Here is a 23,175-nt window from a genome sequence, read left to right as displayed (position 1 = left end):
CTAAATACCCTATTTCGTAAGAGACCATTAGGGTCATACCATTACGGTAGCAACAATCAGTGGGGGATGAAAGAAAACACCCACTGATTGAAGATTCACTTTATTTAAATAAAGGATCATTCATACTAAGCATCACGCTTACTTACCATTTTTTTAATTGATATTTAATAAGTTTTTGGAGGTTGCTATGCAACGGGGAACATTTCAGCTGATGAAATCAGTGAATAAATCAATCATTTTAAATAAAATTAGAACGTGCGAGCCTATTTCGCGAGCGCAAATTGCCAAGGAGACGGAACTGACTCCGCCGACAGTCAGTAGCATTGTTAAAGAATTATTAAAGCAGAATATGGTTTATGAAAGCGATAGTGGACAATCAATGGGCGGACGGAGACCAACTATGCTGCAGATTAATAAAACAGCTTTCTATCTTGTTGGGGTAGATGCGGGTCCTGAAAAGGTAGAAACCATTGTTGCTGATTTAGGGGGTAAAATTACAGAACGGGTTTCATTTACATTGGAATCGCCAATCTCTAACGTCTCCTTTTTGGACGCTATTAAGCAAAGTATCTATCAGGTTTTACAAAACGCTTCGATTCAAATTGACGATACGATGGGGATTGGTGTAGCTATGCATGGGGTTGTAGAGGTGACAACAGGTACATCTTTGTATGCTCCAAATTTGCAGTTAACTAATGTACCGATTAAAGAAGAATTAGAAAAGGAGTTTCATGTTACGACGAAAGTGGAGAATGACGCTCGAGCGATGGCCTTAGGCGAGGCGTGGTTTGGTGGTCATGGAGAATTGGGTAGTATGGTAGCTGTTAATTTAGGGCGTGGGGTGGGTGCTGGAATTGTAACGGATGGAAAACTGTTTCATGGGGCAGAAGATATTGCTGGTGAGATAGGTCATATGACGATTGATATCAATGGAGATGTCTGCGAATGCGGGAATCGTGGTTGCTTACAAACGTTTGCTACAGGTTCAGCAATCGCAAAACGAGCACACCAAAAATTAGCTGAACAAGGAGATGAAAATGCTTTTAAACTGACAGGGGAAAGCGTTTTCGAACTAGCAAAAGCAGGAAATTCGCTATACATAGATGTTTTGAAAGAAACAGGTTTTATAATCGGTGTTGGTTTAACCAATGTCATTCATATCGTAAACCCTGAGAAAATCGTATTAGGTGGAGGAGTTATGAATAGTGAGGAGTTCCTTTTGCCTGTCATTCGGAAGACGATAAAAAATAATGCTCTAACAGAGAGAGCAAAAAAAACGGAAGTAACGGTAACCAAGCTTGGTAAGGATGCAACGGTATTAGGCGCTGTGGCCTTATTATTCGTGGAAATATTTGATTCGGTATTGGGATAGATTTATCCTGTATATAAGGTGCTGTAAAATTCAAGCTTCAAGAACTGGAGAATCCATTCTACAAGTCTAAGTAGAAATATAGCACCTAGATGCTCTGTTTCATAAGAGGCCTTTAGGTCATACCGTTACGGTACCAATATTAGTGGGGTATGAATGAAAACTTCATTTTATTTGCGGAAGTTTTTTAGAGAAATAGTGACATAGCTGCAAATGAAGGTAAAAATTTGTCTGAGCTCCTTGCTGCTTCTTCATATAGTTGTGGACTAAAGTGAGAAAGTTGTCCACCGCAACTGGAAAGTCGTGCATCAAAGTGAGAAAGCTGTGTATCAAAGCGGAAAAGCCGTGCGAGAGTTGCATGCTCGATTACATCCTTGGTAGTCATAGTTTAAATTCACACTTACACGATTTGTGTAAAAAAGAGATCGATATCCTTAAATGGTGATAGAACAGAAGATATAAAAAACCCCATTGATAAAAACTATTACATCAAAAGGGGAATAAAGTTTGAATTTAAAACTAATTAACGAGGCATTAAGCGAAGAAAGGAATGGGGATTATTAAAAGTTTTTTTGCAGAGATCTAAGTGGAATTTTTCGAAAAAAATATAGAAGAGTGTGGTGCTTATTCCATGCCAGCTTTTTTTAGTTGATATATTTCTTTTTTATTTGTCCACACATCGTCTCGCAGTACAGAAAAGTTCAAATGCATGTTACTTAATTCTTTCTTTACATAGCCAAATTCCTTCGCATTTTCTACGCGCATTCCGTCTATTTCTGCTTTTAAATATTCTTGCCCAGAACGAAGTGCAGTAAGAATGTCTTTATGCTCATCAAGTCTCTGCTCAATAGTTGTGATTCTCTGCCCCTGTTCATCAAGTTTTTGCTCTTGCTGATTAAATCTTGTTTCCAGAGAATCAAATCTTTGCTCTAGAGAATCAAATCTTTTTTCTAGCGAGCCTATTTTATCTCCTTGCTCTTTCACGTCTTTAGAGATTTGCTCTAGCATGCTAATAATTTTTTCTTCCATTTGCATTTGTCTAAATTCCTCCTTTCCGCAATATAATATGATTATACCATAATCAAATAAAATTTGTAGAATCAAAAAGGACAAGAAATTGGAGTAAATACAGCCTATTTTTTATTTGCTCACATGTAAGGGAACGAGCAACTTTTTTATTAAAGAGTAGAAAAATAGAGTGTGGTTCAAAAACTAGCTGGTGGATTATTACTTATGAGCGGTATTTTGGATACACACTCATTTATTGGGGAATAGATGATGAAAAACGCGTTTAAAGACAATAAAACGCTTGTATCGTAATTGAACAAGCGTTTTTGTTTTGCATGATATAGATTACTGTACAATAAGAGTTGATTTCATACTAGCGTGTCCTTCACCACATGGTATATTGCAGTAGATTGTATATTCTCCCGGTTCACTAGGTGTGAATGTTACTTCTCCATCACCTTGTATGGACACATCAAGTTCATCAATTCTAATTCCGTGCTGTCCTTCTTCTTTTGATAGCTTCATCGTAACTTTTTCTCCTGCTGTTACATTATATTCCTCTTGCTCAAATTTTGTTGCAGATATGTCTAATTGTGTAGCATTGCTTGGTACAGAGTTGGACCATTTCCCTTTGCTTCTTCTGCTCCATCGCTTCCACATGCAGCTAGGACTGCAAGCAATAAAATGGTCAAGGAAAGTAACCATCGTTTTTTCAAAACAAAATCCCCAGTGGATGACGACAGTAAATCTCCACTTATTGGAAATTCACTTTAGGTAAGCACAGAAGATCTCATTTTAAAGCAAAGAGGGGTAACATGAGTGACAATAAGTTGTTAAAAACGTAAGGTATTATGTAACTGAATTAGTCCAAGAAAAGGGTTAGATAAGTCCATTGGATTTATTTTTAAAAATGCAAAAGATTACTCTTAAGCAAGTTAATGATTGGAGGAGAAGACGTATTCCATATTTAGAAAAAGCCATTACCGGAAATCTATCTAAACTTCAATTCACCTTGCAATCGCTTAGACAGTTCGCTCAAGAATAAGATGTAAAACCTTCTAAAACGATATATAAATCTTGGGAAAAAGGAATGAGAAAGAATTTACGCTTTTCTAAATCAGGGAGCGAATATGTTGAGCAATTGTATGCAACGCGCTATGTGAAAAGATAGCGATTTCACCATTGTAAGGTGTGCCTTCATTCCCACCACGTAAGCTTTAACCAGAAAGCGGTGAATCCGGACAAGGGAAACTGCGCACAGATACATGTACGTAGCAAAAACGTTCTCTTTTTAAGGATAAGGAAAACACGTCAAAGGCATTGCGCATGCTGAAAAGATCTTCTTTTTCAAGGGGCACCTGTGTTCTTTGTTATTGAGATCTTATTTCACTTGAGAAAAAACTTCACTTTATATTTTTTATAAAACCCTTTACATAAAATAAAATATATTTTATACTTAAATCGATAACTGGTTATAACCACGTGCGAAGGAGGCATGACATAAACTTGGACAAAAACAGTAAAGTGCCTTTGTATTTACAGCTTATGGAGAAAATAATTCATAAAATCGAAAATAAAACCTATGAAGAACATGACAAACTTCCATCTGAACGTGAACTTTGTGATATGTACAAGCTAAGTAGAATCACTGTTAGACAAGCGCTTCAAGAATTAGAAAGAGAAGGGTATATTTACAAACTGCATGGAAAAGGAACTTTTGTCGCAGCAGCCTCGATTGAACAAAACTTAGTCAAACTTTATAGTTTTACAGAAGAAATGAAAAAAATGGGAAAAACACCGATGACGAAGGTTTTATCCTTTAAAGAAATTGTTATTGAAGCTAGACTTGCTAACAAAATGGATTTAGAACCACTGGACGAAGTGTATGAGGTGGTTCGTTTACGACTTGCAGATGACCAGCCACTTATGTATGAAACATCTTATTTACCAAAAAAGTTGTTTCCACATTTAACGAAAGAAAAATTAATAGAAAAGCCTATGTATGATGTGTTTTTACAGGATTACCAGGTTCACGTTACAAAGGCAGTGGAAAGATTCTCTGCAACGCAATTGCGTGAAACGGAAGCTAGCTATTTAAATTCCCCAATACAGCAACCAGCAATGTTAATTAAGCGATTTGCTTATCATCATGATCAGTTAATTGAGTATACCGTTAGTATAGCGCGCGGTGATAAATTTGACTATACAGTAGAACTGACATAAAAATAACTCTATTGAGAATAGAACTTAATAGAGTTTTTCATAACATAACTGGTAATGACAACATAACCAGATTGATTGAGGAGGAGAAACAATGTTTCATTTATCTAAGCAAGAATTACAAAAAGGATTGGCAGGTCACACGGCACAAGAAATTTATCAGCAACCGGAAGTATGGAAGGAATCATTGTCTATTTTTGAGGAAAGAAAGGAGGAAATCTATAACTTTTTAAACTCCATATATATCAAGCACGAGAAGGTGCGGGTGATTTTAACTGGTGCTGGAACGTCAGCTTTTGCTGGTGACATATTAGTTCCCGAATTGCAGAAGCAAGATCAAGGAAATATTCAATTTGAAGCGATTGCAACTACAGATATTGTTTCTAATCCGACCAATTATCTCTTTAAGGATACTCCAACGATTCTTGTGTCATTTGCAAGGTCAGGAAATAGTCCAGAAAGTTTAGCTGCGGTTAAACTTGCAACAGATATCATCGATCATTTTTATCAAGTAAATATTACATGTAACCCACAAGGTAAGTTGGTAATAAATACAAAAAATAATGAGAACAGCCTAACGATTCTTACTCCTGAGAAGGCGCATGATCAAGGATTTGCGATGACAAGCAGCTTTACGAGCATGATGGTCATTTGTTATTTAGTTTTTTCAAAAGATGCAACTGCAAATGAGAAGCTACAAACTGTGATTGCGAATGGGGAACGCTTGGTTGAAGATCTTGTGAGCGCAATCGAAGAGGTGTTAAGTCATGATATGGAACGGATTGTTTATTTAGGGTCTGGTTCATTAGGGCAGTTTGCACATGAAGCCGCTTTAAAAATGCTCGAGCTATCTGCTGGTAAAGTAGTTGCTGTTCATGAGTCATCATTAGGATTTCGACATGGTCCTAAATCCATATTAAATGACAAATCGATTGTTGTACTGTTTATGTCTCAGGATGCCTATACAAGAAAATATGACATGGATATGTTAAAAGAGTTGTCTGGGGAACCAAAGGATATCAAAACAGTAGTACTTACAGAAACTGCTGATGAAGAAATAAAAAAATATGCAAACTGGGCAGTTGTTGTTAACAGCAGTAAGCAATTACTAGGTAACGATTTCTATTTATCTTTACTATACGCGTTATTTGTACAAACCTTAGCACTTAAAAAGTCAATTCAGTTAGGCATTACGCCAGATAATCCAAGTCCAGACGGTTCAGTAAATCGCGTGGTTCAAGGTGTAACGATTTATCCTATATAACTAGAGTAAAACCTTTTGACATCAAGGTGGAAGTTGGGAAGGAATAAATAGAGATTTTAATTGCATGTAATAGCTCATTCTATTTAGGGGTCACTTTTAGATCACCCCCTTTTGTTACTAACAATCAGTAGAGATAAAGGAAAAAATTTATTGATTAAAAGATTAATTTTATGCTGTGGACTGTGGAATAGGGCTAATGGCAAGGCTATTAATCCTATTCCAGACAAATAGAAAGGATGAAAAAAATGACAACCAAACCAAATATTTTACTAACAAGAATTGATAACCGTTTAATACATGGACAAGTAGGAGTCACTTGGGTCAATCATTTAGGAGCAAATTTAGTAGTAGTAGCCAATGATAAGGTTTCCCAAGATGAAGTACAGCAGAGCTTAATGGATATGGTACTACCTGACGTTATTCAAGCGAGATATTTTTCTATCCAAAAAACAATTGATATTATTCATAAAGCTTCTCCAAAACAAAAGATATTTTTAGTTGTTAAAGATGTTCATGACGCACTTGCTTTAAAGCAAGGAGGGGTACCAATAGATCATATAAACGTAGGCAATATGCATTATGAGGAAGGTAAGAAACAAATTTCTTCTACAGTATCTGTTGATGATAAAGATATTGAGGCTTTTAAAAAGTTAGCTGACATGGGAGTAACTCTTGATGTAAGAGGAGTTCCAAATGAAAAAGGACAGGATATAAGGGCTCTTATTAAAGAATTCCCAATTTAGGTTAAAGGAGGAGCTAAATATGGTAATGGAAGCAATTTTAATTGCTATTTGGGCTGGTATTATTGGAATTGATTTATATGTAGGTTTAACTCATATGCACCGTCCTGTTGTTACTGGTCTAGTAGTTGGTTTGATTTTAGGTGATGTAACAACTGGATTAATCGTCGGAGGTACTTTGGAACTAATTTGGATGGGAATGGTTCCGCTTGCAGGGGCTCAACCTCCAAACGTAGTTATTGGTGGTGTTATTGGAACAGCATTTGGAGTTATAGCAGGTCAAGATCCACAAGTTGCAGTAGGTGTAGCAATACCTTTTGCAGTTGCGGTCCAAGGTTTAATCACATTATTCTTTACAATATTTGCACCAGTCATGCATAAAGCTGATCAGTATGCTTTAGATGCAAATACGAAAGGGATAGAAAGGATAAATTATTTAGGAATTGCAATTTTATTCTCATTTAATGCCCTTATCGCATTCTTACCAATATACTTTGGTGCTGAGCAAGCTGCAGCCTTTGTTGAAACCGTACCCCAATGGATTATTGATGGTCTATCTATAGCTGGTGGGATTATGCCTGCTATAGGTTTTGCAATGCTACTCCGGATTATGATGAAAGTGGAGTATATTATGTTCTTTATCGTAGGGTTTATACTTGCGGCATATTTAGAATTACCGATTTTAGCGATCGCATTAATTGGTTTAGCGATAGCCTTATATGATTTTTATCAAAATAAAAACAAACAAGGTCCTACGCCTAAAGAGGAGGAGATTGCTGATGGCATCTAGTAGTTATCATTATGAAGATACAGCTTCTGCTCAAGACTTGCAACCAAAGGAAATGAGAAAGTTAGCATGGAGATCCTTATTATTACAAGCATCTTTTAATTATGAACGTATGCAAGCTGCTGGTTGGCTTTATTCTATCTTACCAGGGTTAAAAGCCATTCACAAAAATAAAAAAGATTTAAGTAAATCGATGAAAGACCATATGGAATTTTTTAATACGCATCCTTTTCTGGTTACATTTATTATGGGTATCATTTTAGCGATGGAACAAAAAAAGGAAGATAGAGAAGCCATCCGTGGAATTAAAGTTGCAACGATGGGGCCTTTGGGCGGTATTGGGGATGCGTTATTTTATCTTACATTACTACCAATTACAGCAAGTATTGGTGCTTCTTTAGCTGTAAATGGTAATATTTTTGGTCCGTTTGTATTTCTAATCTTGTTCAATATCATTCATTTTGGTGTCAGGTTTGGTTTAATGAACTATGGCTACAAAACAGGGGTTAAAGCTATTGCAAAATTAAAAGAAGGCACACAGCATGTTTCTCGTGCAGCATCTATTGTTGGATTAACAGTAGTTGGAGGATTAATAGCAACATATGTTTCTTTTAAAATTAATTATACTTGGACACAAGGTGAATCTGAATTAAATGTTCAAACAGATATATTAGACCAAATCATGCCGGCCCTTCTCCCGTTAGCTTATACGCTATTAGTTTATTGGTTGCTTAAAAAAGGACGTTCCCCCCTCACTTTAATTGGATTAACAGTTGTTGTTGGACTTTTAGGTTCGTATTTTGGAGTAATGTAATTATTTAAAAATAGATTAATTTCAAAAGTTGGGAAGGGTGTAAATAATGATTGGTATTGTAATAACTGGACATGGATCTTACCCATTTGGAATGTATGAGTCTATTCGTTTGATTGCTGGAGATGTAGAAGGATTAAAAACTATCCCCTTTCAAGAAGACCAAGAACAATTAGAGAGGGCATTAATAGAAGCAATAGAACAGGTAGATACTGGAAGTGGTGTCGTTTGCTTTGCAGATTTAGCTGGCGGGACACCTTTTAATATAAGTTCTAAAATTGCGGTGAAAAAAGATAATGTAAGGGTGATTGGTGGAACAAATTCACCAATGTTACTAAGTAGTTTATTTCAAAGAGAACAGAGTTTAGACGAGTTTGTAAATCATGCACTGAATGAAGGGAAAATGAATATTAAGCCATTTGAAATAGTAAAAAAGGAAAAAGAAGAAAATTCAGATGGTATTTAAATATAAAAAGTCAAACTATCCAATTCGTATCCAATTTAAAGGAAGTGTACGGGATGCAATATTATATAAAAGCAGATCAATTTTTATTAGAAGATAGGCTGGAAGGTCCTGGTTATCTTGCAATTGACAATGGACGTTTTGGGGAATGGAAAGCTTCCATTTCTACTCAGGAAAAAATAGTTGACTGGAGTGGTTATACAATTGCTCCGGGTTTATTTGACACACATATTCATGGAGTCAATGGCTATGACATCATGGATGGAACGACAGAAGCAGTTCAGGAAATTTCGGCCGCATTAGTAGCTTTGGGCGTGACGCGTTTTTTGCCAACGACGTTAACCTCTTCTGCGAAAAGCTTGGAGCAATCGATTGCTGCTATTGTGGAAGCAACGGAAGAAGGTCTTTCTGGAGCTCAATCGGAAGGGATTTATTTAGAAGGACCGTTTTTCACAGAAAAATATAAAGGAGCACAAAACCCTAAATACTTCTGTGATCCCGACCTGAAATTATTTGAAAGATGGCAACAGCTTGCCAATGGTACCATTGTAAAAATTGCTCTTGCACCAGAAAGAGTGGGGGCGATGGAATTTATTTCTGCATTAAAGAACGCTAATGTCAACATAAGCATTGGTCATAGCAATGCTGATTATGATTGCTGTGAAAAGGCTATTCATGAAGGGGCAAATATATTTGTTCATTTATTCAATGGAATGTCTGGATTTCATCATCGGAATCCGGGAGTGGCTGGAGCAGCTTTAATGTCGAATGCTTTTGTTGAGTTAATTTGCGATGGTCACCATGTGCATCCTGATGTCGCTGCTTTTACATGGAGAACTAAAGGAGATCGTGTTGTTTTAATAACAGATTGTATGCGGGCGGGGCTCATGCCAGATGGAAATTATCAGCTAGGTGAGTTCCCTGTTGTGATGCAAGATGGCATTGCAAGGACGGAAACAGGCTCCTTAGCTGGAAGCACATTAGTACTGAAGGAAGCGATTAAAAATGTAAGTCAGTGGACGCATCGTTCTTGGGAGGAAGCATGGCATCTGGCGAGTTTAAGCCCAGCTCGAAGCTTAGGGCGTGATCAAGTCATTGGGAGTATACGACCAGGAAAATGCGCAGATTATGTTGTCATGAACAAACAACTCACCATTCAAGCTACTGCGGTAAATGGTGAAGTGAAATATCAATTAAACAACAGGAAATGAGGGACGTATCATGGGATATGTACAAAACACAAAAGAAATGCTTATAAAAGCTAGAAAAGAAGGCTATGCCGTACCAGCTTTTAATATTCATAATCTAGAAACCATCCAGACGGTTGTAGACACAGCAGCAGAGATGAGGTCACCTGTTATACTGGCAGCGACGCCTGGCACCATGAAGTATGCAGGTAGAGCGTATGTGCAAGCTATCGCTGAAGTAGCAGCAAAGCATTACGATATCTCGATCGCTTTGCATTTGGATCATCATGAAACATATGAATCAATCGTTGAATCACTTGAACTCGGAACAAAGTCTGTCATGATTGATGGCTCGCACCATACGTTCGAAGAAAATATTGCGATTACAAAGAAAGTAGCGGATAAAGCACATGCCTATGGAGCAACGGTTGAGGGTGAACTAGGCAAATTGGTCGGGCAAGAAGATGATTTAGTAGTTGAAGCAAAAGATGCAGCTTATACTGATCCAGATACCGTCGTAGAGTTTGTGGAAAGAACGGGAGTTGACTCATTGGCTGTCGCGATTGGAACAGGACATGGTTTATATGAAGCAGAGCCTGCTCTTGATTTTGATCGACTTGAAAAAATAAAAAACTTAACGGATATCCCAATTGTGCTTCACGGAGCCTCTGGAATATCAAAAGCCGATGTTCAGAAATGTATTGCGTTAGGTTGTGCTAAAGTAAATATTTCTACGGAACTTAAGATTCCATTTTCTGAAGGACTTCGTCAACACTTAATCGAGCACCCGAATGAAACAGATCCGAGAAAATATATGGCTCCAGCTAAGGAAAAGATGAAAGCTGCAGTGAAAGAGAAAATAGAAATTTGTATGAGCGCTGGAAAAGCATAGAGGTATATATGAATTAGGTAAGAGAATCATGCTCTTGTCTCATTCATGTAATTGGATAGGTTAGTCGCGCGGGCATACCCCTGTTTTTAGTGGCATGATTCCTTTATCTCCATTGATTCGTTCCATTCGCTACGTTGCTAAACGGGCTTGCGCCTTTGTTCTACTTCAATCACAGTGGAGGATGAAATAACCCCCACTGATTGAAGTAGCATTTTCAGGGGGAGTAAGAATACATCAGATTAGAGCACATTGCAGACAAGGAGGAGCAGACCTTTGATTTTTACGATTACGTTAAATCCTTCAGTAGATATTCAATATCGAGTGGCAGATTTTAAAGAAAATACCGTGAATCGAGTGGCTGATGTGAGTAAAACTGCTGGTGGAAAAGGACTCAATGTTGCAAGGGTTATCCGTCAGCTTGATGAACCGGTTGCTGCTTCTGGCTTACTAGGCGGAAGTTTAGGTGATTTTATTAGCAAAGAACTGAAGCGGTTAGATATTCAAAATGATTTTATGGCTATCGAGGGAGATACCCGAAATTGTATTGCTATCATTCATGACGGAAAACAGACGGAGATTTTAGAAAGTGGACCGGTGATTCAGGAAAAGGAAGCGAACGGATTTTTAACAACGTTTCGGGAGCTAGCCGAACAAGCGAATTGGATCACTGTTTCCGGAAGTTTACCAAAAGGTTTACCTGATGATTACTATCAGGAGATGCTAGCCATTGCAAAAGAAGTTGGTACACCAGTTTTATTAGATACAAAGGGTGACTTACTCGCACGAGCATTGCAAAGTGAGACACCACCTTATCTTATGAAACCAAATCAAGATGAGTTAGCTGATTTACTCGGAAAAGAAACCCTTTGTATAGAAGATATTAAAGCAGCTGTTCAGTCTCCATTGTTCGCTGGCGTTGAATGGGTAGTTGTGACATTAGGAGAGCTAGGTGCAGTTGTAAAACATAAGGACAAGGCATACCGCGTACAATCTCCGAAAATAAACGCTGTTAACCCAGTTGGTTCTGGTGATTCTGTTATTGCCGGCTTTGCAACGGGGCTAGCTCGCCAGCTTGGTGGGGAGAAACTAATGAAATTCGGTTTGACGATGGGGGTATTAAACGCTATGGAAGAACAAACTGGCTATATTGATACCTCTAAAATAGTTTGGTGTATGGAACAGATGGAAGTAATGGAAATTTGATAATTTACTTCTTTTTAAAAATGATAGTATGTGATCCATTTTATCGTAGTCAAAATATGTAGACCTGCGGGAGCAATGCAAGCTGAAGAAACCCAGGAAAAATTGACCTTTTCTATCCGTGGAAGCTGATGATACCTACGGAAAGTGAAGTATTTTGCCATAGCGATGATAAGATTTTTTTTTAAAAAAAATACAAACAAGCGAACTATTATACATTGCCCCTGTCAAGTAGATGGTTAAAATAGTGAAAAATGATTTAAATGGCTTTAGCTCTCCATTTCATGGGGCTAAAGCCATTTAATCTATCTTGGATTTCTATCATTATTGTATGGAAGAGCGTTAAAATAAAGCTAACAATTAACCTTACTGTTCCAGAATACCACTTAATTTAACTTCGTAGAATTTTTATCCCGTATATGAGGTGCTGTAAGACTCCCTCTTCAGGAGTTGGATCATCTGTACTGCAACAAGTCTAAGTGAGAGTGCCCTATTTCGATACGCCTTTAAGTCATACCATTACGGTACTAACAAGCCGCGGGGGATGAATGAAAGCCCTCATTGAAGACCTTCACTTTATGACAAATTAAAGAGCGGAGTTAATTTGTTTTTTTCGAAATTGGCTCGGTGTATTGCCAATTTCTTTCTTGAATTCTCTAGTGAAATTAGCAACATCATAATAGCCTACTCGCTTAACGATTTCTTTGATAGATATGGAGGTATCTAATAAGAGGCGTTGGCATTCTTTCATTCTCATCCCCAAAATAATTTGCGTAAATGTGTATCCTGTTTGTTCTTTAATGAAGCGGCTAGTATAGGGTACAGATAAATTGAAATAATCTGCCAGTTTTTCTAGACTCAAATCAGGGTTAGTAAACTCTTTTTGCAAATAGTCCATTAACTGACAGAAATGATAACTCTGGGATTCACAGAAATCCTGAAAGCGGAAAAAGTTATTCTGCTTGTCTCCGGAAAACGTAAAAGTGAAGCAGTGAAAAACCTGCTTGAAGGAGAAATTTCTACAGATTGTCCGGCAACTGCGCTAAGAGATAAGGATAATGTAATTGTTATTATTGATGAAGAAGCAGCTTCTTTGCTGGATGAAGAGACGAAAAAATAATATTATTTAAACTGAAACAGGCTGGGACAAAACTAAAACAGCTGATTAAAAAACGAACAATAAATCGTACTTGTATATACGCAAGTTTTTAGCGTAGTCAACATATGTAGACTCCTGCGGGAATAGCTCGAGCTGAAGATCCCGCAGGAAAGCGATCTTTGCTTTCCGAGGAAGCTGAGGCCGTGCCCGCGGAAAGCGAAATATGTTGACGTAGCGAGGATAGGAATTTTTTTTAACACAAACAAACCGAACAATTATAAATGAATTGTTCGGTTTGTTTGTGCGCCCTGCATGGGCGAAAACTTGGTGGTGAAAGTCCACTACAGGCTTGGCAGTAGGAACTGTTAGCGGAAGGCAAGGTGGCTATCGTGAGGTAGTGGCTGAAGGAAGCTGGACGCAAACTCCTGAACTGACGAACAGAAATTAGATAGAAGGCTGAATTAGGTCGGATAAATCTGCGCAACAAGATAAAGTCCAATACTGCCCGAAACCTATACAGTAAATCTAACAGTTACATGGGAGGAAAGTTTTCGCTCTTACCGGGGGAGGTCTTGTGAGGGTGCAGTGGGAGTTGAATGATAACGAATCAGCACAACCAAAGCGGGGACGTTTTGGTGAATCACAAGAAGTCAGCAGAGGTCATAGTAATGGTAACTGACGAAACATGAAGGACCGAACAATAGAAATTTTGAAAGCTCTAGGAGGTGTGGAAGGTGCGACAACTGCAGAAAACAGGAGAATCTGGCTATCGGCAGAGAGATAGTGTGGAACATGAAGGGTATGTCGAAGCGCATAGTACTTTTCATGGTGAACAGAACAATCAAAATGGTGTATCCAATCTGTTTGAAAGAATCCTATCAAGGAACAACTTAAATCAAGCTTACCTTCAAGTAGTCAGAAATAAGGGAGCAGCAGGGATCGACGGTATGACGTACGACCAGCTACTTCCATACTTGAAGGAACACAAGGAGGAACTATTAACCCAGTTACGTCAAGGAAAGTATAAACCGCAACCCGTTCTGCGGGTTGAAATTCCGAAACCAGATGGTGGAAAGAGGAAACTGGGGATTCCCACAGTCATCGATCGAATGCTTCAACAAGCTATCAACCAAGTGTTACAACCGATATTTGAACCAACGTTCTCCGATAATAGTTTTGGGTTTCGTCCAAAACGTAGTGCGCATCATGCCATCATACGGGCGAAATCGTACTACGAACAAGGGTACAAATATGTAGTGGACTTGGATATGAAATCCTACTTCGATACGGTAATCATGACAAACTCATGTACTTCGTGGAAAAACAGATATCTGATAAGCGAGTGCTTCACTTGATAAGACGATACTTATTAAGTGGAATTATGATTAACGGTATCTTCGAAAAATCAGAACAAGGAACGCCGCAAGGCGGAAACCTATCTCCGTTACTCAGTAATATCTATTTAAATGAACTAGACCAACTATTGGAAAAGCGTGGTCATCGATTCGTTCGTTACGCAGATGATTGTAATATCTATGTGAAAAGTAGAAGAGCAGGATATCGAGTAATGGATAACATTACTACCTTTCTTGAGAGAGATTTGAGTCTAACCGTTAACCGAGAAAAGAGTGCGGTTGGAAGCCCTTTGAAACGGAAGTTTCTTGGCTTCTGTCTATTAGCCACGAAGAATGGGGTTAAAATTCGTCCTCATAACAAAGCGAAAGTGACCGTTCAAGAGAAACACAAGCGAATCACCAAACGCAATCGTGGGCGGAATCTTGAAGTGATTCTAAAAGAAATCCAGCAACTTATGACAGAGTGGATAAATTACTATGGCATAGGGGAAATGAAAGGATTCATGAAGAATCTAAATGGATGGTTGAAGCGACGAATTAGACAATATATTTGGAAACAGTGGAAAAATCCACGTACGAAAAGAAAGAATCTAATTCATTTAGGCATCGATAAACGTAAAGCTTATGAATGGTCGAATACAAGAAAAGGTTACTGGACTATATCAAGTAGCTATGTACTCCATCGTTCATTGACAGATAAAGAACTGGCGTCGAGAGGATATAAAGATATCGCTCTTCAATACCAGTTCGTACACTCAAACTATTGAACCGCCGTATACGGAACCGTACGTACGGTGGTGTGAGAGGGGCGAAAAGTTATTTAGCTTTTCCCTCTACTCGATTATTTAGTATTTGCTTATGTCCCAGCCTCTTGTTTTTTTCTGAAGTGTTGAACAATGGTTGTACATTCTCCTGATGTCGGGTTTTAAACGTCCTTCCTAATACGAGGAAATAGATTTAAATGTAATCGCTTCCTTTAGTTGCTAAACTTGAATTATAAAAGAAAGGGGAAGTTGATTATGGCTAAAAAAGTATTATTAATTTGTGGTGCAGGGGCATCTTCAGGATTTATGGCTGCGGCAGCAAGAAAAGCTGCAAAGAAAGAGAAAGCCGATATTGAATTCAAAGCGAAAAGTGAATCAGAGGTGCATAACTACTTAAATGAAATCGACTTATTACTAGTAGCACCACATTTAAAATATATGGTGGAAGAAGTGCAGGGAGCCTGTAAGGAAGCGGGTGTCAAAGCAGGTATTATTCCGCAGCGTGTTTATGGTGCTCTAGACGGCAAAGGGCTTGTCAAAGTAGCAAAAGATTATCTTGAAGGTGGTGAGTAATTATGGAAGAAGTAACGAAAGACGAATTAGTATCCATTTCCATGCAGGTCATTCTTCATGCCGGTAATGCACGTGAACTGGTATTTCAAGCGGTAAATAAAGCTTCGGAAGCTGATTTTGAGGAAGCAAATCAATTAATCAAACAAGCGAATGACGAAGTAGGAACTGCTCATCAGGCGCAGACAAATATGCTGCAAAAAGAAGCGGAAGGAATTGATATTCCTTATTCACCATTGTTTGGCCATGCGCAGGATACCTTAATGACCGTGAAGACAGAAATAAATATGATGCAGGAAATGATTAAACTCTATAAAGAACTGAAGGGGTGAAACAAATGGAACGTTTTACAGCTTGGATGACGGACAGTTTTTCACCAAAGGTTAATAAAATTGCGAAGAATCCGTGGGTTGCGGCCATTCAGGACTCCATTTTAGCTGCCATGCCAATGGTATTTATCGGGTCCTTTGCAACGATTCTATCGATTGTAAAAGATTTTTGGGAAGGATTTCCCGATTTCTCGATGATCAGCTCTTTTTCTTTCGGATTATTTTCTCTGTTTTTAGCTTATCTTATTCCGGAAGCTATCATGAAGCGCAAAGGGCATGCAGAGGTTTCGAAGCAGGCTGGGCTTGCTGGTATTGCCTTTTTCCTCTTACTCGTATTTCCGCAGTTTACAGCGGAGGGTATGATTCAATTTGATTTTAATACGCTGGGAACTGGCGGCATGATTGCGGCGCTTGTTTCGGGGATATTCGTAGGATTTATTATGAACCTGTTTTCCAAATGGAAATTCATCGGTGAGGATTCGGCGATTCCCGATTTTGTTGCTGTCTGGTTCAATACGTTAATTCCAATTATCGTGATTTTATTAATTGGATGGCTATTTACTTTCCAATTAGAAATCAGCTTATACAGTTTGGTTAATTCTATCTTTTTACCATTAGTTAATCTGGGTCAAAGCTTTTGGGGATTTGTGATTATCTTCTTTATCGGCTTTGCCTTTCTATACACCTTTGGGATTTCAACATGGGTTATTTATCCTGTTCAATCAGCTATTGCATTGCCGGCTATTGCAGAAAACCAGGCTAATTTTGCTGCTGGTCAGGAAGTAACGAATATTTTCACGGCTGAAGCTGGACAATTATTTTTGATCGGCGGGGGCGGAGCTACTTTGGCTCTATGTATTATGCTTGCCTTTATGGCTAAGTCACAGCGGTTAAAAATGATTGGGAAAGCATCGCTTATTCCATCTATTTTCAATATTAATGAACCGATTGTATTCGGTGCGCCAGTTGCGTTTAATCCGGTTTTGATGATTCCAATGTGGATTAATGGACTGGTAGGTCCGATATTGACCTGGATTGTTTTGAAGGTTGGTCTGGTTCCAATTCCACATGAACCGTTCCAGCTCTGGTATTTACCTGGTCCAATTTTAAACTGGCTTGTCACAGCATCAATTACGGGATTGATTTATTTCTTTGTCATTTTCGGAGCTTCATGGGTTATTTACTATCCATTTTTCAAAATTTACGATAAACAAGCTGTAGAGCAAGATAAAGAATTATTAGAGGAAGGGGAATGTTTGAATTGAGAAAAAATAACTACGCAAGCTTTCCGAAAGATTTTCTGTGGGGAGGTGCAATTGCTGCCAGCCAGGCAGATGGTGCGTATCAGGCTGATGGCAAAAAACTAAACAGCTCGGATATACAGCCTTATTTAAAAGGAAAATCAAATGATGAAATTCAACGCTTGGAAAAGCTGGGAATGACTTTAGAAGAAGTAAAGAAAAATATAGCGGATACCGAGCAGTATTTTCCTAAACGTTTTGGAATTGATTTCTATCATACGTATGAAACAGATCTGGAGCTCTTAGCAGAGATGGGATTTAAAACCTTCCGTACGTCGATAGATTGGGCAAGAGTATTTCCAAATGGAGATGAGAAAGAGCCAAACGAAGCAGCACTTGCTCATTATGGCAAAATGATTGATAAAATGAAGTCTTTAGGTATCGAACCTATCATCACGATGCTTCACTATGAAACTCCGATTCATATCACATTGGAATATGGAGGCTGGACCAACAAAGCCGTAATTGACATGTTTGAACGTTATGGAAAAGTATTATTAGATCACTTCGGAGATCGGGTGAAATATTGGATTGTTATTAATCAGGTCAATATGGTGCAGATTGAGCCATTCCTTTCGCTTGGCGTATGCAGTGATCAATATGAACGTAAGGAAGAAGCGGAATATCAGGGCGTATACAATCAATTGGTAGCTTCAGCGAAGATTCGGAAATACGCAAAAACATTGCCGTATAATTTGCAAATTGGCACGATGGTAGCTGACTGTACAGTTTATCCATATTCCTGCAAGCCAGATGATATTATTCTTGCTATGGAGCATAACCGTATGCAGTATTTCTTTACGGATGTGCAATTCCGGGGAAGTATTCCAGTTTATGCAGAAAGTTACTTTGCAGAAAATGATATTCATTTGGATATCACAGATGAAGAGCGGGCATTACTAAAAGAAAACACAATGGATTATCTCGGTATTTCCTATTATTTTTCACAAATGGTGGATGCAGAAAAGAATGTGAACAAAGCAGATTCTATTACGCCGAATCCACATTTAGATGCGAATCCATGGGGCTGGAATGTTGATCCGCAAGGCTTATATAATTCGCTTTCCCAATATTGGGACCGTTATGAAAAACCAATTGTTATCGCTGAAAATGGTTTTGGCATGTATGATGAGTTAGTAGACGGTAAAGTTCATGATGACTATCGCATCGCCTATTTAGGAGATCATATTGAACAGGTTGGACGTGCCATTCAAAACGGGGCAGATGTTATCGGCTATTGTGCATGGGGCCCCATTGATATCGTCAGCTGTTCTTCCCAGCAAATGTCCAAACGTTACGGTTTTATCTACGTTGATCTGGATGATAAAGGAAACGGAACAGGAAAACGAATCAAAAAGGATAGCTTTGATTGGTACAAACAGGTTATTGCAACAAATGGTGCTGAAATATAAGCAGTAATAGAAAAAGGGGTGGCAGGCACTCCTTTTTCTGTATTCTGTATAAGTAATGATTTTATGAACAATATAGAAATACTCTTAGACTATTTAAGAAAACAGGCAGGAGAACATTATGTATCTTCCAGAACATTGGCAGAGGCTTTAAATGTAAGTGATCGTACGGTCCGGAATTATGTGAAAGCAATCAATGAAAAGCATCCGAATCTGATTGAATCCAGTAGATCAGGCTATCGCATCGGAGAAGAAGAAAACAGGCAGGTTCATAAAGATACGAACAGTACCAGTCATGCAAAGAGCAGACGTTTTTATATATTGAGGCGCCTGATTAAAAGATCTGAACGCGGATTGGATTTATTTGATTTAGCAGATACGTTATATGTTTCTGATGCAACGATAAGGTCGGATATGGCTCAGCTTAATCAACTGGTAAACAAGCATGGGTTGCAGATCACCCAGCATCATCATCGGTATTTGTTAAAAGGGAATGAAAAGAGCCGCAGAAAGTTAATGATTGATTTAATTGATTATTCGAAGCCGACCAGTACCTCTTTAGAAGAAGAAATTCAGATGTTTTTAGGAGATATATCCTTGCAGGCATTGATGAAATTGAGTAAAGAAAGCTTTGAAAAATATCATGTACACCCGAATACGTATTTTTTCAAAAATTTTATTCTGCATTTAGCGATAGCTGTAGATCGTGCTTCAGACAATGAACAATTGGAGAAAAGCTCCTATCATGTTGAGAATCGGACTGCTGTCAGCTTTCAAGCAGTGGAAGAAATAGCGGAGCGGCTGTATGAAAATCATCAGATTCGTCTTTCTCAAGCAGATAAAGACGAACTCTCTATCTTATTTGTCGGCCAATCCAACCTGGATAAAACGCTAGTAAATAACTATACCAGTAATGATGTTTCCAGAGCTTTGGATCATGCTATCCAGGAAATAAGCGATGTTTATATGGTGGATTTTGATAATGATTCCTTTAGAAATCGCCTGCTTATCCATATTCAGAATCTCTATAACCGCTTATTGCAAAATAAATATACAAGGAATTTAAGCGTTTTAAATATACGTATCAAGTATCCGATTATCTTTGATATCGCTGTCTATCTGGCATCTGTCTTATCCAATGATCTGGATGTGGAAATCAATGATGATGAGATTGCCTTTCTCGCTCTGCATATCGGCTCTTATCTAAATAGCAGGCCGGAGGAAGATCAAAAAATAAAAACGATTATTATTACACCTGCTTATCTGTCGCAGCAATCAGATATTCAACAGGTTATTGAAAGAAATTTTGAGGATGATTTGGAAGTGGCCGGAGTCTATGAGGATGTCAGTGAAATAAATGAGCTTCTTTCTCCTGAGTTCGTTATTACCACACAGGATGTTAATCAAGTAGAGAACGCTTTTGCCACGATTCATGCAGAAATCGTAAGTATACATGAATTTATAACGAAGCATGATATCACATTAATCCGGAGAAAAATCGAAGAAATCAAGCATCACAAATATGTCCGCTTTATAAAAAAGAAAATTCCGGAGCTTATCAAAGAGGAATTTTTAATCCATTTTCATGAAACGTTATCTAAGAAACAAATCATGGAGACAATTGCAGATGTATTTCAGCGACATAACTATGTACCGGCGGATTATCTTGAGAAATTAAATCAGCGGGAAAAGATTTCCGCTACTTCTTATCCAAGCGGGGTAGCTATTCCGCATACCATGAAATACGAAGCAGATAAGACAGGTTTAATCATTTTGATACCGGAAGCACCTGTCGATTGGGACAGTAATGAAGTAAAATTAATTATCGGAATGGCGGTAAATAAACAGGACACGCATACATTTAATCAAATTTTCCCACGTATTATTGAACTGGTTGCAGAATCCTATCATGTGAATTACCTGGCTGGAGCGAAAAACCGGGAAGTATTTATTGACCGGCTGATTGAGTTAATGGGAGCTGGGGGATATTTTTTGGAGTAGATTATAGATATAAATAAATTGGAAAAAATGTGGTTTAGATATTATAAAAGACAAATTGAAGATTATAAAATATATCAAATAAAAGATTCAAACGTGGTAATTAAAATGAAAAATGAATTGTTTAGCTTAATTTAAGGTCATAGTATCTCGTAAAATCTTTGATATATACTAAAGATTTTACAAACCGATCAAAATTAATTTCTATGACATTCACTATAGATATAAACATTATGTAGGGGCTTCTGGTGACAATACGGAAGATATGCGGGATGCAATAAAATTAATAGAAGAGAAAAAAGTAAATGAACAAAAGATTGTATCCCATGTATTGGGACACGCATAAGGATATGCCTATTAAATCATTAGATGAAATCATGAAAGATACAAGTGATCCACTCCATGAGATTGTGAAAAAATATGATGGTCTCTGGTCGAAAGCGGAAGATTATGTATTGGCAAATCAGAAGGAGATTCAAGTGTAGTTAAAGAAAGAATATAAAAAATAACACAGTGTGAGCAGAGGCCACTGAAAATCTTATGATTTCTTAGTGGAAGTCAATTTTGTTATAAAATAAGGCGACTCTAATTTCAAATTTTGAAATGGAAGTCGTCTTTTTACTGATTTATGGATTCTATTTTGCTTATTTTTAACCCATTAGTTTCAATATTCGTTTTAGATTTACAGTGAATATTGCCATGGCTCCTTGCATTTCCATGCCAATTAGACCCGAGGATTTTGAAACATCATACCCGTGTCTATGTTTTAATTCACTATTTTTCGCTTCCATTTTATAGCGTTCTTTGGATTTTTCTTTAAAATAATTCGTTTCTTGGAACTTCGCCTGTTCACTATGTTCATCCCATTTGATGCTTACGGAATAACTCTTGCTTTTAGCTTCAGGTTTGTAACAGCCTTCTCTGAACGGACAAACTTTACATTTTTCCACGTCAAAATAATAGGTATCTGTTTGGTTCTTAGCGACTTCTTTCTTTCCTTGACGTGCTTTCCAATCGCCATATGTCCAGCTTTACAAACATACATTCCTGCATCTTTATTAAATTCAAACTCATCTTCTTTTTTACGATAACCTTGTGTAATGGCTGGGTTTAATTTCGCTACTAAATCCATGTCATTTTTATGGGTGTATTCTATATTTCCTTTCTCCGAATAAGCTGTATCTCCAATAATTGTTTCTACTTTTATGCGGCTTTCATACTTTTTTCAATTAGTGTTTCTAGTTGTTTTCCATCATTTTTTTCACCGGTTGTAACCGTAGCTGCCGTGATGATACGTTCCTCACTCATCGCTATGTGTGTTTTATACCCGAAAAAAGCGGTATTTACCGTTTTGTGACCAATTCTTGCATCTTCATCTTCCGAAATTCGTAAGTGTTCGATATCATCATTTACAGTTTCCTTTAACAGGTTCAGTTTCTCTTTTACTTTCGGATATCCGGAAATTGTTTCCTCACTTTCAATTACATCCATTAGCATTTGACAGTATTTGATTTCATCTTCCAACTCATTCGTTGTCGATTTGGATGGGAATTTTTTCTTCATGGTTGCATCAATCTCATAAATCGATTTGCGAAGTTTCTTGGAGCGATCCATCAGTATTTCTTTTGGTGATTTTTGATTATAACGTGCTTTCGTATGGCTGGCATCAACAATGATAGAATTGCTTTTTATAATTTCCTTTTCTATGGCAATTTCTACGGTTTTATGGATCAACATATCTAATAAATTTACGTCTTTTAACCGTAATTTACGAAACTTGGTTAACGAACTAGCCTCAATAACGGATTCCTCTGGAGCCATGCCAAGGAAATATTTAAAAGACATATCATATTTAGAACATTCTACAATATCTACATCTGACAAATCAAAGATGGTTTTAAGGAGTAAATATTTAAACATACGAATTGGATTAATTGCATTCCGACCATTCGTATACAGTATTTATCACTTAATTCATCGTACACAAAAGAAAAGTCCACCAATTCATTAAGTCTTCGTAAGAAATTATCCTTTGGAACAACTAAATCATAAATTTCTGAATATGGACTTAACATCAACGACTCTTGTTTTTGAATCATTACTTTTTAATTCTGGACTTGTAACATTAAGCGATTGAATCGAAATCGCATTATCATTTATTTCCAATACGCGGATGCTTTGATCGTCTGGAACAGCATTGGCTTGAACAAATGAACAGTTATCTATCGTTTCAATAGAATCTTTATGATTATGGCCATTTATGTAAATACCATATCCTTTTTTTGTACGTAAAACGTCAAGAATTGGTATCTCGGGCTGGATGGACAACTACGGGAAATTAGAATTTGCTGTTGTATCGTAAACTGGATGATGAGCAAAGAAATAATGGTGAGTTTTTCCTCGCTTTCA

General features: G+C 37.6%; 23 protein-coding genes and 2 pseudogenes. 19 read left to right on the top strand and 6 right to left on the bottom strand.

Annotated elements, in window-relative coordinates:
• Window positions 1-187: 187 nt before the first annotated feature.
• Window positions 188-1,372: an ROK family transcriptional regulator gene (locus KBP50_RS19325; RefSeq protein WP_050351059.1), complete on the top strand. Its 1,185-nt coding sequence runs from the start codon at window positions 188-190 to the stop codon at window positions 1,370-1,372.
• 621 nt (window positions 1,373-1,993) lie between these two features.
• On the opposite strand, the gene KBP50_RS19320 is transcribed toward KBP50_RS19325, so the two are convergent.
• From KBP50_RS19320 to KBP50_RS22560, 3 genes are all read right to left on the bottom strand, one after another.
• The gene (locus KBP50_RS19320; protein WP_050351060.1) at window positions 1,994-2,404 is read right to left on the bottom strand and encodes a hypothetical protein; all 411 of its coding nucleotides are present in this window, start codon (window positions 2,402-2,404) and stop codon (window positions 1,994-1,996) included.
• Between the two features lie 318 nt (window positions 2,405-2,722).
• The gene (locus tag KBP50_RS19315) at window positions 2,723-2,902 is read right to left on the bottom strand and encodes a cupredoxin domain-containing protein (protein WP_050351061.1); all 180 of its coding nucleotides are present in this window, start codon (window positions 2,900-2,902) and stop codon (window positions 2,723-2,725) included.
• Between the two features lie 62 nt (window positions 2,903-2,964).
• Entirely contained in the window at window positions 2,965-3,093 is a 129-nt protein-coding gene (locus KBP50_RS22560; protein ID WP_269082659.1) for a hypothetical protein, read from the bottom strand.
• A gap of 790 nt (window positions 3,094-3,883) precedes the next feature.
• On the opposite strand from KBP50_RS22560, the gene KBP50_RS19310 reads away from it, so the two are divergent.
• The 9 genes from KBP50_RS19310 (at window position 3,884) to KBP50_RS19270 (ending at window position 11,944) form a co-directional block, all read left to right on the top strand.
• Window positions 3,884-4,600 (top strand): GntR family transcriptional regulator, encoded by a 717-nt coding sequence (locus tag KBP50_RS19310; RefSeq protein WP_236691379.1) that lies wholly within the window; start codon window positions 3,884-3,886, stop codon window positions 4,598-4,600.
• Between the two features lie 91 nt (window positions 4,601-4,691).
• The gene (locus tag KBP50_RS19305; RefSeq protein WP_050351062.1) at window positions 4,692-5,861 is read left to right on the top strand and encodes an SIS domain-containing protein; all 1,170 of its coding nucleotides are present in this window, start codon (window positions 4,692-4,694) and stop codon (window positions 5,859-5,861) included.
• Between the two features lie 236 nt (window positions 5,862-6,097).
• Entirely contained in the window at window positions 6,098-6,604 is a 507-nt protein-coding gene (gene agaV, locus KBP50_RS19300) for a PTS N-acetylgalactosamine transporter subunit IIB (RefSeq protein ID WP_050351063.1), read from the top strand.
• Between the two features lie 19 nt (window positions 6,605-6,623).
• Window positions 6,624-7,391: a PTS N-acetylgalactosamine transporter subunit IIC gene (gene agaW / locus KBP50_RS19295; protein WP_050351064.1), complete on the top strand. Its 768-nt coding sequence runs from the start codon at window positions 6,624-6,626 to the stop codon at window positions 7,389-7,391.
• Window positions 7,381-8,202, top strand: a complete 822-nt coding sequence (locus KBP50_RS19290; protein WP_050351065.1) for a PTS system mannose/fructose/sorbose family transporter subunit IID — start codon at window positions 7,381-7,383, stop codon at window positions 8,200-8,202. The genes agaW and KBP50_RS19290 overlap by 11 nt, the downstream gene beginning before the upstream one ends.
• A 46-nt stretch (window positions 8,203-8,248) precedes the next feature.
• Window positions 8,249-8,665 carry a PTS sugar transporter subunit IIA gene (locus KBP50_RS19285; RefSeq protein ID WP_050351066.1) on the top strand — a complete coding sequence of 139 codons (417 nt, stop codon included), beginning with the start codon at window positions 8,249-8,251 and terminating at the stop codon, window positions 8,663-8,665.
• Window positions 8,666-8,718: 53 nt separating this feature from the next.
• Complete coding sequence (gene nagA / locus KBP50_RS19280; protein WP_050351067.1) at window positions 8,719-9,873, top strand: N-acetylglucosamine-6-phosphate deacetylase; 1,155 nt, start codon at window positions 8,719-8,721, stop codon at window positions 9,871-9,873.
• Window positions 9,874-9,883: 10 nt separating this feature from the next.
• Window positions 9,884-10,741 carry a tagatose-bisphosphate aldolase subunit GatY gene (locus KBP50_RS19275; RefSeq protein ID WP_050351068.1) on the top strand — a complete coding sequence of 286 codons (858 nt, stop codon included), beginning with the start codon at window positions 9,884-9,886 and terminating at the stop codon, window positions 10,739-10,741.
• A gap of 273 nt (window positions 10,742-11,014) precedes the next feature.
• Window positions 11,015-11,944 (top strand): hexose kinase, encoded by a 930-nt coding sequence (locus KBP50_RS19270; protein WP_050351069.1) that lies wholly within the window; start codon window positions 11,015-11,017, stop codon window positions 11,942-11,944.
• A 583-nt stretch (window positions 11,945-12,527) separates the two neighbouring features.
• On the opposite strand, the gene KBP50_RS19265 is transcribed toward KBP50_RS19270, so the two are convergent.
• Window positions 12,528-12,839, bottom strand: a complete 312-nt coding sequence (locus KBP50_RS19265) for a helix-turn-helix domain-containing protein (protein ID WP_082240891.1) — start codon at window positions 12,837-12,839, stop codon at window positions 12,528-12,530.
• 12 nt (window positions 12,840-12,851) lie between these two features.
• Between KBP50_RS19265 and KBP50_RS19260 the strand changes: the two genes are divergently transcribed.
• From KBP50_RS19260 to KBP50_RS19225, 9 genes and pseudogenes are all read left to right on the top strand, one after another.
• A complete protein-coding gene (locus KBP50_RS19260) occupies window positions 12,852-13,061 on the top strand; it encodes a 6-phosphogluconolactonase (protein ID WP_050351070.1) in 210 nt (69 codons plus the stop codon).
• Window positions 13,062-13,987: 926 nt separating this feature from the next.
• Window positions 13,988-14,649, top strand: a pseudogene (locus tag KBP50_RS22845) (reverse transcriptase domain-containing protein); the annotation flags it as partial.
• 114 nt (window positions 14,650-14,763) lie between these two features.
• The gene (locus KBP50_RS22840; protein WP_425330341.1) at window positions 14,764-15,162 is read left to right on the top strand and encodes a group II intron maturase-specific domain-containing protein; all 399 of its coding nucleotides are present in this window, start codon (window positions 14,764-14,766) and stop codon (window positions 15,160-15,162) included.
• A gap of 252 nt (window positions 15,163-15,414) precedes the next feature.
• The gene (locus KBP50_RS19250) at window positions 15,415-15,732 is read left to right on the top strand and encodes a PTS sugar transporter subunit IIB (RefSeq protein ID WP_050351072.1); all 318 of its coding nucleotides are present in this window, start codon (window positions 15,415-15,417) and stop codon (window positions 15,730-15,732) included.
• A gap of 2 nt (window positions 15,733-15,734) precedes the next feature.
• A complete protein-coding gene (locus tag KBP50_RS19245; RefSeq protein WP_050351073.1) occupies window positions 15,735-16,061 on the top strand; it encodes a PTS lactose/cellobiose transporter subunit IIA in 327 nt (108 codons plus the stop codon).
• Between the two features lie 5 nt (window positions 16,062-16,066).
• Window positions 16,067-17,323, top strand: a complete 1,257-nt coding sequence (locus tag KBP50_RS19240) for a PTS sugar transporter subunit IIC (RefSeq protein ID WP_050351074.1) — start codon at window positions 16,067-16,069, stop codon at window positions 17,321-17,323.
• Window positions 17,311-18,771 (top strand): glycoside hydrolase family 1 protein, encoded by a 1,461-nt coding sequence (locus KBP50_RS19235; RefSeq protein WP_050351075.1) that lies wholly within the window; start codon window positions 17,311-17,313, stop codon window positions 18,769-18,771. The genes KBP50_RS19240 and KBP50_RS19235 overlap by 13 nt, the downstream gene beginning before the upstream one ends.
• A 63-nt stretch (window positions 18,772-18,834) precedes the next feature.
• Window positions 18,835-20,769, top strand: coding sequence for a BglG family transcription antiterminator (locus tag KBP50_RS19230; RefSeq protein WP_076362074.1), 1,935 nt, complete (start codon window positions 18,835-18,837; stop codon window positions 20,767-20,769).
• Window positions 20,770-21,092: 323 nt separating this feature from the next.
• Complete coding sequence (locus KBP50_RS19225) at window positions 21,093-21,251, top strand: hypothetical protein (protein WP_210967606.1); 159 nt, start codon at window positions 21,093-21,095, stop codon at window positions 21,249-21,251.
• A gap of 165 nt (window positions 21,252-21,416) precedes the next feature.
• On the opposite strand, the pseudogene KBP50_RS19220 reads toward KBP50_RS19225, so the two are convergent.
• Together KBP50_RS19220 and KBP50_RS19215 are read right to left on the bottom strand one after the other, a co-directional pair.
• Window positions 21,417-22,865, bottom strand: a pseudogene (locus KBP50_RS19220) (IS1182 family transposase).
• Window positions 22,813-23,094: a hypothetical protein gene (locus KBP50_RS19215; protein ID WP_082240892.1), complete on the bottom strand. Its 282-nt coding sequence runs from the start codon at window positions 23,092-23,094 to the stop codon at window positions 22,813-22,815. The pseudogene KBP50_RS19220 and the gene KBP50_RS19215 overlap by 53 nt, the downstream one beginning before the upstream one ends.
• Between the last annotated feature and the right edge of the window lie 81 nt (window positions 23,095-23,175).

The sequence above is a fragment of the Virgibacillus pantothenticus genome, from assembly GCF_018075365.1.
Lineage (GTDB): Bacteria > Bacillota > Bacilli > Bacillales > Amphibacillaceae > Virgibacillus > Virgibacillus pantothenticus.
The sequence above is the reverse complement of the archived record's forward strand: the minus strand, read 5'-3'. Positions and strand labels throughout refer to the sequence as shown.

What these genes read in the sequence shown, in the direction of transcription:
- KBP50_RS19225 (WP_210967606.1), top strand. Translation starts at nt 21,093, where the DNA reads ATGTATTGGGACACGCATAAGGATATGCCTATTAAATCATTAGATGAA.
- KBP50_RS19245 (WP_050351073.1), top strand. Translation starts at nt 15,735, where the DNA reads ATGGAAGAAGTAACGAAAGACGAATTAGTATCCATTTCCATGCAGGTC.
- KBP50_RS19230 (WP_076362074.1), top strand. Translation starts at nt 18,835, where the DNA reads ATGAACAATATAGAAATACTCTTAGACTATTTAAGAAAACAGGCAGGA.
- KBP50_RS19240 (WP_050351074.1), top strand. Translation starts at nt 16,067, where the DNA reads ATGGAACGTTTTACAGCTTGGATGACGGACAGTTTTTCACCAAAGGTT.
- KBP50_RS19290 (WP_050351065.1), top strand. Translation starts at nt 7,381, where the DNA reads ATGGCATCTAGTAGTTATCATTATGAAGATACAGCTTCTGCTCAAGAC.
- KBP50_RS19305 (WP_050351062.1), top strand. Translation starts at nt 4,692, where the DNA reads ATGTTTCATTTATCTAAGCAAGAATTACAAAAAGGATTGGCAGGTCAC.
- KBP50_RS19265 (WP_082240891.1), bottom strand. Translation starts at nt 12,839, where the DNA reads ATGGACTATTTGCAAAAAGAGTTTACTAACCCTGATTTGAGTCTAGAA.
- KBP50_RS19315 (WP_050351061.1), bottom strand. Translation starts at nt 2,902, where the DNA reads ATGAAGCTATCAAAAGAAGAAGGACAGCACGGAATTAGAATTGATGAA.
- KBP50_RS19320 (WP_050351060.1), bottom strand. Translation starts at nt 2,404, where the DNA reads ATGCAAATGGAAGAAAAAATTATTAGCATGCTAGAGCAAATCTCTAAA.
- nagA (WP_050351067.1), top strand. Translation starts at nt 8,719, where the DNA reads ATGCAATATTATATAAAAGCAGATCAATTTTTATTAGAAGATAGGCTG.
- KBP50_RS19285 (WP_050351066.1), top strand. Translation starts at nt 8,249, where the DNA reads ATGATTGGTATTGTAATAACTGGACATGGATCTTACCCATTTGGAATG.
- KBP50_RS19325 (WP_050351059.1), top strand. Translation starts at nt 188, where the DNA reads ATGCAACGGGGAACATTTCAGCTGATGAAATCAGTGAATAAATCAATC.
- KBP50_RS19275 (WP_050351068.1), top strand. Translation starts at nt 9,884, where the DNA reads ATGGGATATGTACAAAACACAAAAGAAATGCTTATAAAAGCTAGAAAA.
- agaV (WP_050351063.1), top strand. Translation starts at nt 6,098, where the DNA reads ATGAAAAAAATGACAACCAAACCAAATATTTTACTAACAAGAATTGAT.
- KBP50_RS19260 (WP_050351070.1), top strand. Translation starts at nt 12,852, where the DNA reads ATGATAACTCTGGGATTCACAGAAATCCTGAAAGCGGAAAAAGTTATT.
- agaW (WP_050351064.1), top strand. Translation starts at nt 6,624, where the DNA reads ATGGTAATGGAAGCAATTTTAATTGCTATTTGGGCTGGTATTATTGGA.
- KBP50_RS19250 (WP_050351072.1), top strand. Translation starts at nt 15,415, where the DNA reads ATGGCTAAAAAAGTATTATTAATTTGTGGTGCAGGGGCATCTTCAGGA.
- KBP50_RS19235 (WP_050351075.1), top strand. Translation starts at nt 17,311, where the DNA reads ATGTTTGAATTGAGAAAAAATAACTACGCAAGCTTTCCGAAAGATTTT.